The organism is Flavobacterium sp. Arc2 (assembly GCF_041431385.1).
Classification (GTDB): Bacteria; Bacteroidota; Bacteroidia; order Flavobacteriales; family Flavobacteriaceae; genus Flavobacterium.
This window is the reverse complement of sequence record NZ_JASMRH010000010.1, coordinates 148618-161634: the sequence shown is the minus strand read 5'-3', so window position 1 is coordinate 161634 and position 13017 is coordinate 148618. Positions and strand designations below refer to the sequence as shown.

General features: G+C 32.2%; 12 protein-coding genes and 1 tRNA gene. 2 read left to right on the top strand and 11 right to left on the bottom strand.

All coding sequences use genetic code 11. The features are described from left to right. Positions 1-185 precede the first annotated feature (185 nt). A complete protein-coding gene (locus tag QO182_RS09175) occupies positions 186-1241 on the top strand; it encodes a hypothetical protein (protein WP_371561135.1) in 1056 nt (351 codons plus the stop codon). On the opposite strand, the gene QO182_RS09170 is transcribed toward QO182_RS09175, so the two are convergent. After that, entirely contained in the window at positions 1242-1697 is a 456-nt protein-coding gene (locus QO182_RS09170; protein WP_371561134.1) for a hypothetical protein, read from the bottom strand. It abuts the gene before it with no gap. 37 nt (positions 1698-1734) lie between these two features. Then, on the bottom strand, positions 1735-1866 hold the full coding sequence (locus QO182_RS09165) for a hypothetical protein (RefSeq protein ID WP_371561132.1): 132 nt from the start codon (positions 1864-1866) through the stop codon (positions 1735-1737). A 1203-nt stretch (positions 1867-3069) separates the two neighbouring features. Between QO182_RS09165 and QO182_RS09160 the strand changes: the two genes are divergently transcribed. Then, positions 3070-3936 carry a hypothetical protein gene (locus tag QO182_RS09160; protein ID WP_371561130.1) on the top strand — a complete coding sequence of 289 codons (867 nt, stop codon included), beginning with the start codon at positions 3070-3072 and terminating at the stop codon, positions 3934-3936. A gap of 77 nt (positions 3937-4013) precedes the next feature. On the opposite strand, the gene QO182_RS09155 is transcribed toward QO182_RS09160, so the two are convergent. The 9 genes from QO182_RS09155 to tpx form a co-directional block, all read right to left on the bottom strand. Beyond that, positions 4014-4769, bottom strand: a complete 756-nt coding sequence (locus QO182_RS09155) for a hypothetical protein (RefSeq protein WP_371561128.1) — start codon at positions 4767-4769, stop codon at positions 4014-4016. Positions 4770-5396: 627 nt separating this feature from the next. Further along, positions 5397-6017, bottom strand: a complete 621-nt coding sequence (locus QO182_RS09150; RefSeq protein ID WP_371561127.1) for a hypothetical protein — start codon at positions 6015-6017, stop codon at positions 5397-5399. A 116-nt stretch (positions 6018-6133) separates the two neighbouring features. After that, positions 6134-6218 (bottom strand) — tRNA-Ser (locus QO182_RS09145). A 166-nt stretch (positions 6219-6384) separates the two neighbouring features. Next, positions 6385-7518, bottom strand: a complete 1134-nt coding sequence (gene ribB / locus QO182_RS09140) for a 3,4-dihydroxy-2-butanone-4-phosphate synthase (RefSeq protein WP_371540807.1) — start codon at positions 7516-7518, stop codon at positions 6385-6387. A gap of 9 nt (positions 7519-7527) precedes the next feature. Continuing rightward, on the bottom strand, positions 7528-8967 hold the full coding sequence (locus QO182_RS09135; protein ID WP_371561126.1) for an LptF/LptG family permease: 1440 nt from the start codon (positions 8965-8967) through the stop codon (positions 7528-7530). Positions 8968-8974: 7 nt separating this feature from the next. Continuing rightward, the gene (locus QO182_RS09130) at positions 8975-9616 is read right to left on the bottom strand and encodes an outer membrane lipoprotein carrier protein LolA (RefSeq protein ID WP_371540802.1); all 642 of its coding nucleotides are present in this window, start codon (positions 9614-9616) and stop codon (positions 8975-8977) included. A gap of 4 nt (positions 9617-9620) precedes the next feature. Then, a complete protein-coding gene (locus tag QO182_RS09125) occupies positions 9621-12059 on the bottom strand; it encodes a DNA translocase FtsK (protein ID WP_371561124.1) in 2439 nt (812 codons plus the stop codon). 22 nt (positions 12060-12081) lie between these two features. Continuing rightward, positions 12082-12456 (bottom strand): diacylglycerol kinase family protein, encoded by a 375-nt coding sequence (locus QO182_RS09120; protein WP_371561122.1) that lies wholly within the window; start codon positions 12454-12456, stop codon positions 12082-12084. A gap of 12 nt (positions 12457-12468) precedes the next feature. Beyond that, positions 12469-12966, bottom strand: a complete 498-nt coding sequence (tpx, locus tag QO182_RS09115; protein ID WP_371561120.1) for a thiol peroxidase — start codon at positions 12964-12966, stop codon at positions 12469-12471. Positions 12967-13017: the final 51 nt, after the last annotated feature.

Genomic DNA, 13017 nt, shown 5'->3' with positions numbered 1-13017 from the left:
ATAGGGTGGTCAGTTTACTCCGGAACTGGTGGTCAATTTGCACTGGAATTGGGTGGTCAATTTGACCGGTTTTTCCAGCTAAAGACGCAAATGATGTTAAATACATATTATTACAAACGGTAAAAGAAACGGAAGAGAAATTAATTAAAACGCATTTTTCGAAATTACTTATCGATTCTCTTTTTGTGAAAGATATTATAGATTGGTTAGCAAAATCAAATCTTATTACATCTTTAAATAATAGATTCAGAAATAAAACAACTCCATCCTTGGGAGCCGTTCATAACAATCTTTTGTGGGACGCTTTAGGTTATACAAAAGCAACAGGATTAAACCCTGTAACAGCCAATGGAGCTAAAACTATAGAAAAGCAAACTTTAGTTGTGGTTGATATTTTATTGTCGAGGGAGTACAATCAAATAGATTTAGATGGCTTTTTAAGCAGAATACAAATTAATTTAAATTCAGTTACAACCGGTACACGTAAAATTATACCAATAGTTATATATCGAAGTTGCTCTTCATATATTTTAAGCACTTTAAGATCTTTGGGCTTTCTATGTTACGATATAGGTTCAATTTATGGCTCAAATATTTTTTCAATTTTAGAAAATGTTTCTAAACTCCAGCTTAATAAAAAATTTCTAGAAAATGAGGACTTTGAGAAAACAATAGAAGACACTTTAAAAACAATAAAGGATTCTGGACAAGAAGTTCAGTTGGGAGCTTTAAAAGGTACATTGTTTGAAGTAATGATGTATCAAGTTTTAAAACACCAATATCCTAACGCCGATATAAATCCAAATGTTTATTACTCGAAAAACTTCACTAATAAAGATACTCAAAAGGTAGAAAAGGAAAGGTATGAGTATGATTATGTCATAAGATCTTCTAATCCTAAAGAAATAATAGTTATCGAGTTAAAAGGGTATCATTCGGCACATCAAATACCATTAGGTAAATATGACACTAAATATACATTAAAATGGTTTTTTAACCGAACATTGCCATTTATAAAAGATAAATATCAAGTAGATATTGATAATGGCTATGCTTTTAAAGCTGTTTATATAACTTCTAGTATGTTTGAACCCGAAGCAATAGCACATTTAATAGAGTTAAATAAAGGTACTTTTAAACCCAAAAGGCTTGATGTTTTTTATGACAGAGAGAAGTTACTTGAATTAATTGAAGAAAATGATTTTAAATCGCTAAAAGATATAATTGATAAATATTACTAACTATTTGTCAAATAGAGTAAGTTCATCTGTTATTATATCTATAAAATCTTTATTATTGTTTTCAGTAATTAAATGAATGTAATGGTTATTTGCAATTTCATCATCAATTATTACAACTTTATTTATATAATTTCCTTTAGTGTGTCTTTCAAACATTCTACAAAATAATCGGCTTCTAAACTCTTGATTACTAATTGAGTTTTTCTTTTCACTTTTTTTAATTTCTACGATGTCACAATAGCAATATAATATAACATTATGATTAATGATGTAATTTTCAATTATACTAGAAATTCTAAAAAGTGTTGAACTACTATTGTATTCTTCAATTGGATCTAATAATTCAATAACTAAATTCACAATAGGAATACTAACACCTTCAGGTATAGCTGCTATATCAAAACTGCTGAATTTTATTAAATATTTGTGCGACTGTAGAGTAGCTAAAGGTATCACTTGATTAATCTCCATTAATTAAAAAGGGTATTAATCTTTATTTAGCAAAATATTTATCGCTATTAGCTCTTAATTCTTTTTTACTAGCTTCTTTATCTGCTTGTAATTTTCGAACTAATTCTAATAAACCTTTAGATGGTTTTTCGATATGTAATGTAGTTGATTTCATTTATGTTGCAAAAATACATGTGTTTCTATTATAAAAAAAACAATAACCATACTTTTTGTTTATAAGTAATATGGTATATATAGGGATAATCTATAGTTTTTCTATCTGTTCTATATTAATATTTTAGCGAATATCCTTCCATATGACAGTAATAATTATAACTCTAATATAGTGATTATTATTTAAGTTTTGTTTACTAATATTACTTTATATGCGTAATACATTTACGTGCAATCAAGCGGTCTCACTACGGTCATTCCCTTTGTTCCGTTCGGCTGTTCCAGTCGGTCAACCTTACATTTCCATAAGAACATTTAGCGGTAAATAAACAATTAAGTAATTCTATTCAATAGTTAGGTTTCCCTCCATTCCACAGACACTTCACAGCACAATAAAATACAGCAGCTTGAAAATAAGCAGCTATATTTTTTGCACTGTTTCGTTCCTCATCTTCACACGGTCTCTTCCTGCGTTCGGTCGGGCTTATGCATCCACAATACCGCTTCATTTCGTTACACTCCGCAGGCTACGTTTCACTACATTCCAGCCGTATTATGTCTGCCGCCCTATATTTTTTCAGCGGTTGCTCCTTCGCACAGCCATCGGGGTTGGCTCCGTTATCACTTCGCCCTAAATCAAGGAACGCCAAAGGCTATCTTATATTTTTTTCCCGCCGTTTCACGCTCATATCTGCTTCGTTTCGCTCCGTACCTACGCTCACCTTTCGCATCTATGGTGGCAGTTCGATTGCCGCAACACCGCCTCTTCGCTCCTCGAAAAACAATAATTTCCGCTATCGCTACAATTATCATTTTCTGCGGTGCTTGGGGGTGTTTGATTGCCGATTCCAAAAGAACATCTCAAAAGGAGTGTTGACAAGAAACATCCTGCTACAAAAAAATAAATAAAAAGAAAGTGAAGATCTGCTACGGTTTCAAATAGTAAAGTTCAAGCCCTACGGGTTTTTGAAAAAATCTCCACCCTTACATTTCCAATTCATAATCCGACTTTACAAACACGATTAAAATATGCAAGAATAGTTAGGTAGTATTTTTTCAAAAAAAACTTGACTTCATTTGAAACCTTCTCAGTAAGGACGACTTTCTTTTTTTTCTTTTTCTTTTGAAGTAGAATATATAGTAATTAAAGAAATAAATTATTTCAAATAAGTTTATATTTTAGCATAAAATTTTAATAATAAAAATGATACTATTAAAGCCTAATAATGTTTCTGGTGAAATATTAAATTTACTAGATGAAGCTAATGAAAAAGTAATAATTGTTTCTCCATATTGTAAATTCGATAAATGGTATAAGTTGGTTAAAAAACTAAAGGATTTAAAAAATAGAAATATTGAAGTTGAATTTTATATAAGAGATAATGAGCCAGATTCATATAAGCAAGTAGTGGACATAGGTATTACACCTATATGTATTCCAAACTTGCATGCTAAATTATATTTGAATGAAAAATACGGAATTGTAACATCAATGAATTTACTTTTAAGTTCTGAAATAAATTCCTTAGAGTTAGGTTATAAAACAGAGTCAAAAATAGAATTTGGAGAATTATTAAGTTTCTATGAAACCTATTTACTGAAAGGAAAAATAAAAGAATCTATTGCTATTGATTGGAAAACTAGCTTATATAATAAGTTGATTGATATATTTTCATTTAATAGTGTAGAAGCGTTTCAAGATGATGAAAGTATCTCTTTTAAAATTGGATCCAACAATTATGATTTTTTTATCTCAAACCAAAGAGGTAAAAACAAGCTAAGAATGTCTGCTATTATTTCAGGTATTGAATATGAATATTCAATGTCAATCCAAAATGAATTGGATAGTGATTTTTTACAATATGAGATTATCAAGGGTAGAGATAGGCATTATGATTCTTTATGGGCAACTCTTGATTATGATTTAAAAGCCAATAATATTAATAATTTACATGAAGTAGAATCTGATAAAGTAATAAATGCAGTAATTGATTTTATAAGTCAGACTCAAGAAATAAAGGATTATTGTTATACAAATCGTAAGCAATTGTCAAATGGAAGAGGATTTTAAAATGCAAAAAAATAACAAATACTAACAAATAAAGCCTAGTCTCACGACTAGGCTTTACTATAAAAAGGATAATTAAATTACAATCCACTTACTTGTACCAATGCTAAAGGATTAAAAGAACCATTTTTCAATGGATACATACTACCATTTACTTCTTGGAAGAATTCTATTCCTAAAGCAAGAAATAATGGTTTTGTGCTTGCAGGGGTAACGTTATTTGTTTGATTAATTGTAGCAGTTCCATTGAAATCCCAAGGTAAAATAAAAGTTTCAGAAGTTGAAGAAACAAAAGTTTCTGCTTCAAAATCTACTTCAGCTCCTGCAGAGGTAATTTTAAAATGCGTTGTTCCACCTGGGGCAGCAATCATATTTGCAGGAACAAATGAATCGATACTAACGGATATAGCTCCAGAAGTTCTGTCAATATTCGCTGTATATGGAGCAAACAGGCTAGTTCCTAATTTACCTCTAATATTAAATTCAAAACCAGTAAGTAATTCGGCTTCTCCATCAATAACATTTCTTAAACCTCTTTCACTTGTTGTGTCGGCTTGTATAACCTTTACCATAGATTGTGTAAGTCGGCTTACTACTCTGCCATCTGACGAATTTAATAACAACGTTCTTAATGCTGTTCTTAAAGTTTTTCCTGCTTTTCCTGCTCGACCAAATTCAGAACCATTTTCACGTGTTCTTTGAAATGCAGGATCGTTTTTAATTCTGTTGGCATCAATTCCGCCTTTTTCACGTGCTAAATGCCCGTCTTTAGTTTTGTAAAAAGTAATATCCCCGATAGTACCTTTCAATTTAATAATTCCATTCTGTCTTGCCATGATTCTTAAGATTTAAGTTTTTAATTATTTAAAATTGTATCAATATTTTTTTCTTTTTTAAGACTTTAAATATTGATTTTAAAGTAAATATAGGATGGTTTTATCTTGTTTATATGGTAGTACGATGCATTACGTCACATTAAGACACAAACGGCAACAAACGACTAAGATGTCTCTAATAGCTCAACATATAATTGTAATTTGGAGCTTTAAAGCAAAGTTTTTTCTAATTAATTTAAAACTTTTTTTAGAATGGATTATAATGTTTTAAGTATTACAAAGCCTAATCAAAGCCATAGATAGAGTATGAGAAGCCAGAATAAAAGATTGTGTATTTATCCAAAGGATATACAACGTATTACAGGGAAGAGTTATCGACAAAGTACTAGAATACTACAAAAGATAAGAAAGGAGCTTAAAAAGCTTGAAAACGAATTGGTATCGATTGAGGAATTCTGTCAATTCACAAGTTTAAAATTAGAACAAGTTGAATCTTTAATTATTGGGTAGCTTAAATTAAAACACAAAAGCACAGCAAAACTTAAAGGGGAGTATCTTAAATTAGCTTTGGTACGGTAATTTATATTTCGATACTTTTTATTGGCCGCTTAGAAATAAGCGGTTTTTTTATCTATTGTATTTAAATCGACCCATTCGTAATCTTTCTTTAATTTGATAATCCGTCATATCATGTATTTCTAGAATACCTATTTCGTTTTCTTCCAAAGCTTGATGTTTTCGGAAATGGAAATAGGAATTAAAATAACCTGATTTTAAATATATTTCAATCCTTTGAGAAGTGCCTATAAATTCATGTCTGATATCTTCAACATAAAAAACTTCTGATTGAATTTTTGCTTTTAAAAAAGGAATTGTAATGTTTTCTCCAATTCTTGGTAGATGGTTGATGTTTTTGAGTGTAAAAGAGGCATATGTTTTATTAAATTCTAGAAAGAAGAAGTATTCTTTATTATTAAATTCTAATGTTTTATTTGAATCATATTCAAATAATTCTTGATAGATATTTAATAGCTGATTTCTAAGTTGATTTGTTTTTAATCCAGTTTTAGATTCAATCTCTTTTAAACTTGGTAAAGGGATATCATCATCATTATAATAATCTTTCTCGGTAAGGAAATTTATAAGGGTTGCGTATTCAGTATTGTTATTGAAAAGCATTTTCAATTGATCCTTGATTGAAAGTAAATCGATAAGGATTCTTTTTACGGATAATTTATGTGATTCCATTTTTATTTTAAAGTTAATAAAAAATAAAAAAAGATAATTGTGGGGATAATGTGGGGATATATTGTAAATAAAAAACCCTAACGCCTTTGTTTACAAGGGTTAGGGTGATTTTCCTGCGGAGAAAGAGGGATTCGAACCCCCGGACCTGTTACAGTCAACAGTTTTCAAGACTGCCGCATTCGACCGCTCTGCCATTTCTCCAGTGAGCGACAACCACTACCTGATTGCGAGTGCAAATATAAGCACCTTTTTCGATTTACAAAAACAATTTGGATAAAAATTTAAGCTATTTTTCAAGCTATTTTTTAATTGTTTCATTTCCTTTGCTTTAGGAAAAATATATTTTTTTAAAACAAATGAAAAAAGGCTAATAATTTACATATTCGGTGATTTCTAAGCCATATCCAATCATTCCAACTCGTTTTGCTTGCTGCGTATTAGAGACTAATCTAATTTTAGAAATGTCGATGTCGTGCAGAATTTGTGCGCCAATACCAAAATCTTTGCTGTCAATTTTAATTTTTGGTGCTTTCATTTCGCCTTCTGCCTGTAATTTCTTTAGTTCTGAGATACGACTTAGTAAATTTACAGATTGCATGTCTTGGTTTATAAAGATTACAGCTCCCTTTCCTTGTTCATTTATTACTTTAAACATGTCATCTAGCTGCTGGTCCTCATTGTTAGTCAAAGTACCTAATAAATCATTGTTAACTTGAGAAGAGTGTATTCTTGTCAAAACAGGTTCTCCTAAATTCCAAGTACCTTTAGTTAAAGCAATATGTATTTGTTTATTTGTCGTTTGTTCGTAAGCTCTCATGCGAAAATTACCAAAACGAGTTTGTATATCAAAATCTTCTTTTTTAATAATCAGACTATCGTGCTGCATTCTGTAGGCGACAAGATCTTCGATAGAAACTAATTTTAAATCGAATTTTTTCGCCACTTCTGCCAATTGTGGCAAGCGAGCCATGCTTCCGTCTTCATTCATGATCTCTACAATCACTCCTGCGGATGTAAAACCTGCTAATCTAGCGAAATCGATAGCTGCTTCAGTATGGCCTGTTCTTCTAAGGACCCCCCCTTGTTTTGCGATTAAAGGGAAGATATGTCCCGGTCTGGCTAAATCATGTGGTTTAGTGTCTGGATTAGCAAAAGACATAACAGTGGCAGCTCTATCAGCAGCCGATATTCCAGTAGTCACTCCGCCACCTCTTAAATCTACGGAAACAGTAAACGCAGTTTCCATTGGGTCGGTATTGTTAGTAACCATTACGTGTAATCCTAATTCTTTACAACGACTTTCTGTCAATGGAGCGCAAATCAATCCGCGTCCGTGAGTTGCCATGAAGTTGATCATTTCTGGGGTTACTTTTTCGGCTGCTGCCAAAAAATCACCTTCGTTTTCGCGACCTTCATCGTCGACAACTATGATTATCTTCCCTTGACGGATGTCTTCGATTGCTTCTTCTATTGTATTAAGTTGTATTTTATTTGTGACCATTATAGGTGTTTATTTTTTAGATGGAAATAATTTTTTAAATAGTTTTTGGAATGGACTTAAAATAACGTCCATATTTATTAATCCAATATCATTTGTTGCTCGATAGGTTAATAATATGGCTAGTGGCGTCAAGATGAACGATGACATCCAGGCTCCCATAAAAGGAGACATACCGTTTTCTTGTGCTATTTTTTTTCCGAAAGTATTTATAAAGTGAAAGGATATAAAAATTAAAACAGCAAAGATAATGGGCAATCCAAGTCCGCCCTTTCTAATAATAGCACCCAGAGGAGCGCCTATAAAAAACATCATAAAACAGGCATATGCTATTACAAATTTATCGTAAAATGCAAGTTGATGATTGTTAATGTTTTTTTGCTTACTTTCTAAGTTAACTCTAGTAGCATCAATCGAGTATCCTGTGCTTACAGTGTTACTGTTTGCCATTTTTAATATCTCTAGTTTTTGCTTATCCGTATACAATGACAAAAGATCATCAGGAAGTTGTTTCTTTTTTTGTACGGATATGTTAGGAATAGTATTGTTACTTGTTATTCCTGTTCTCAAATTGATATTTTCCGAATACGAAACGATTTCGGTTTTTAGGTTTTTATGCAGAGAATCTAAAGTATAGCTTAACTCATTTATTGTCAACATTGTGTTGGTGTTGGCTATATTGTTGTCATCGACATCCACTTTATTCAATTGTGATAAATCGATGTTGAGGGTGTATTTTTTGAAAGAGCTTTTTGCAAATGGTAACTTTAGCCGATCTTCATATTTTTTTGGAATCAGGTCTTCGTAGTAGTTACCATCATTAAGAACTAATTGTAAAATGCTTGATTTCTCACTACTAACTAATTTTCCATCTTTTGCTTTGATTACCGTTTTGCTTCCGTCTCCTGTATTGGATTTCTTATGAATGGTAATGCCTGTCAGGATATTTCCATTATCTCCAGACTTTTTATTGACCTTTATATTGTAATCACCTACATCGCTAAATTGTCCTTCGGCGATAGCCATTGCTGGTTTTACCTGTGCAATATTTTTTCTGAAATTAATGAATTTGTATTCTGCATACGGAATTACATTGTTGGCAAAAAAGAAAGCGACAATACTCAATAGAAGAATAAATGCAGTCAGACTTCTCATCGCTCTTTGCAACGATATACCCGCAGATTTCATAGCTGCAAACTCATAGTTCTCTGCTAAATTTCCAAACGTCATTATAGAAGCTAGTAATATCGAAAGGGGAAGTACCAGCGGAATTATTCGAGGCATCGAAAACATCAAAAACTTAATAATTAAAGCTATATCCAAGTCTTTACCAGCTAGTTCAGCTATAAATAGCCAAACAGTTTGCAGAATGAATATAAAAAACAAGATTACAAATACCGTAGTAAATGTAATCAGGAATGTTTTTAATAAGTATTTGTCTAGAATTTTCACCTAAGAATTAATCTAATTTATTGATGTAGTAATTTGGATATTTACTTTCGGCAAAGATAAATTGATTTTTTGACAAAGGTTGATTGGTTTTAAAAGAATTAACTGTTAAAGTAGTTTTTGTTCCTTTTTTACCCATTTCTATCAAGTTATAGATGTGTTTGGTTTGTACATCAATACCTAATAGTATTTCTTTTCTCTGGTCTTTCGCGTTAGTAGGGATTAATTTGATGTATTGAATTTTACGTCCTCTTACATCTTGTAGGATATCCATCGAATATTTATAACCACTATTGAAAAAAGTTAACATTTTTGAAGGTGTAATGGCACTATCGTCTTTTTCATTAAAGCTCGAAATAGTAATTTCTTCATCTTCTGGAACAATAGTATAGGTCTTTTTTCCGTCGAATATTTTAGTAATTCCCATGAAATTCAAGACGTATTGATTGTTTTTCATAGTCACATTTCCTTTACTATCCTGATTGATGTTTTCTTTCGAATTATTCAACGAATATTTAAAATCAATTACAATGTTGTCATAACTTCTAACTTTTGAAGTCACTTGATCTAAAAGCGCTTTTGCTTTTTTGTCTTGTGCTTGTGTCGAAAAGCTAAAAAGTAGAATAAATGTAATTAGAATAAATTTTTTCATAGTATTAATTGTTTTGTTCATTGTTAAAAAATTGATCAAGAGAACTCATGTCTAGGATATTTACACCACGTGCTTTGCTTCCTTCAAACGGTCCTACAATTCCAGCAGCTTCTAATTGGTCGATTAGTCGGCCGGCTCTGTTGTAGCCTAGTTTTAGTTTTCTTTGTAACAATGACGCCGAACCTTGTTGTGCATTTACAATGATTTCGGCAGCCTCTCTAAACAAAGTATCTCTTTCGGAAATATCTACATCAAGATTGATGCCACTATCTTCTCCTACGAACTCTGGAAGTAAATAAGCTGTTGCATATGCTTTTTGCGAACCAATGAAATCGGTTATTTTTTCTACTTCAGGCGTGTCTATGAAAGCACATTGTATACGCACAATATCATTACCATTCGTGTAAAGCATATCTCCACGTCCAATCAACTGATCGGCTCCAGAGGTATCCAAAATAGTTCTTGAATCAATTTTTGATGTTACTCTAAAAGCAATTCTTGCAGGGAAATTGGCTTTAATTAAACCCGTGATTACGTTTACCGAAGGTCTTTGTGTTGCAATTATCAAATGAATTCCTATCGCTCTGGCCAGTTGTGCTAAACGAGCTATGGGAACTTCTACTTCTTTTCCTGCAGTCATTATCAAATCGGCAAACTCATCTACAACTAATATAATGTAGGGTAAAAAGCGATGTCCGTTTTCAGGATTTAGTTTTCTAGCCTTAAACTTATCGTTGTATTCTTTAATGTTTCGCACCATCGCATCTTTCAGCAACGAATAACGGTTATCCATTTCCACACAAAGAGAGTTCAATGTATTGACCACTTTAGCATTGTCAGTAAGAATGGCATCTTCGCTATCTGGAAGTTTAGCTAAATAATGTCTTTCAATTTTGTTAAAAAGAGTCAGCTCTACTTTTTTAGGATCTACCAAGACAAATTTAACTTCAGCTGGATGTTTCTTGTACAATAAAGAAGTAAGAACTGCATTTAAACCCACAGATTTTCCTTGTCCAGTAGCACCTGCCATCAATAAGTGAGGCATTTTTGCTAAATCGACCACAAAGGTTTCATTAGAAATTGTTTTTCCCAAGGCAATAGGTAGCTCCATTTCAGCTTCCTGAAACTTAGCAGAACCAATTACACTTTTCATGGAAACCATGGTTGGATTCTTGTTAGGAACTTCGATTCCTATTGTTCCTTTTCCAGGAATAGGAGCGATGATACGAATTCCTAATGCCGAAAGGGATAAAGCGATATCATCTTCTAGATTTTTAATTTTCGAAATTCGAATACCTGCTTCAGGAACGATTTCGTATAAGGTTACAGAAGGACCAACAGTTGCTTTAATTTGTGCAATTTCTATTTTATAATTGCGCAGTGTATCTACAATTCTGTTTTTGTTTTCTTCTAATTCTTCTTGGTTGATTGTGATTCCACCGGTTGAATATTCTTTTAAAAGATCAATTGTAGGGTATTTATAGTTGGATAAATCCAAAGTTGGATCGAATAAACCAAAATCCGAAACAAGTCTTGACGCTAAATTCTCTTCAATAAGATCTTCTTCAGGGGCTGTTTCAATAACAAATGAATCGTCAACGGCATTTTTATCTGTTAATACTTCTTCGACTGGTTTCGGTTTAGCAACAGGATCGAGATTAATTTCAGAAGAATGGCTAATCGTTGGTTTTAAAGCTTCTTTGTTAACTTCAAACTGTGAAGGCTTTGGAAGTGGCGGAGGATTTTCTGATTCTTTTTCTTCGGTAATGGCAAACTCTTCTAAATTATAAGAGTTCCCTGTTTTAGGAGCTGTATTAGTCCCTAAATCAGATTTAATTTCTTTTTTTGTATTTTCGAAAAAAGACTGAATTCTTTCTGGAGACAGTTTAAGTTTAAAAATAACGTAAAGAATCAGACCGAAAATCAAAAGTAAAAGGGTTCCTGTTTTTCCAATATAATCCTGCAGGAATGAATTTAGTTCATAACCAACTGTTCCGCCTAATTCAGGTAATGAAGTGGCGAAAAATCCAAATAAAACGGACAAAATAATAATAGCAAATAAATCCCAGAACCAGATTCCTTTAAGTTTTTTAGAAGAAACACCTACAATTAAAAAGATTCCAGTCAAGAAAAATAAGCGAACAAATAGAAAAGATGCAAGTCCAAAACCTTTATAAACGATTACATCTGCCAAGAAAGCACCAAATTTCCCCAACCAATTTTGTACGGTTTCTGATCGATCTCCCAATTCAGAAACGGCACTTTGATCTTCTTGTCCGTGAATATAAAAGGATATAAAAGCAACTAGTAAAGCAACAGAAAATAAGATTAAAAGACTGCCCAACACGATTTTGTGTTGTTTAGTTAATACCCACGGTGTACTTTCTTTAGCTTTTGAATTGTTTTTCTTGTCTAAAGGTTCTTTTTTTGTTGTTTTTGCCATTCTTGATTGTATGTTCTAATGCTTAAAAAATTAGAGGCACGTATATGATTAAACCGATTATTATTGCTGTTAAAGCTGCAAAAAATACAGCTCCCGCAGCAATGTCTTTTATGAAACCAATTCTTTCATGATAATTGGGATGAATAAAGTCAGCAATTTTTTCAACAGCCGTGTTTAATCCTTCGATACTCAGTACAAAGCCGATCGCCAATGTTTGAAATAGCCATTCTGTTGCCGAAATTTGAAAATATAATCCAGCAATGGTAACTAAAATCCCCAATGTAAACTGAACCATTATACTGTGTTCGGTCGTAATTAACTTTATTGCTCCTTTCACAGCGAAACTCACACTTTTCAGTCTTCCTTTGATAAAGCTATTGTCTTTTTGAAATTCCATTAAATGAAAATATTATAGTACAGCTAAGGCAGCGTCGTAATTTGGTTCGTCAGCAATTTCAGGAACTTGCTCTGTATAGATAATAGTCCCGTTTGTGTCAACCACAATAAGGGCTCTTGAGTGCAAGCCTGCTAATGGACCATCAACGATTTCAAGACCATTTGTTTTACCAAATTCTCCGGAATTAAAGTCAGATAAGTTAATTACATTTTCAAGTCCTTCAGCACCACAAAAACGTTTTTGAGCAAAAGGTAAATCTCTTGAAACACATATTACTGCTGTGTTTTCTAATTTCCCTGCACTTTCATTAAATTTTCTTACTGAAGCTGCACAAGTTCCAGTGTCGATACTTGGGAATATATTTAACACAAGTTTTTTTCCAGCGAAATCGCTTAGCGAAGCAACAGAAAGATCGTTTTGTATTAATTTAAAATCAGCCAGTTGCGTTCCCACTTTTGGTAATTCTCCTGAAGTATGTATTGGATTTCCTCCTAATGTAATTGATGCCATTTTTTTTGTTTTTAGTTGTGGTTCAAAAGTATGAAATTTATTTAAGATTTA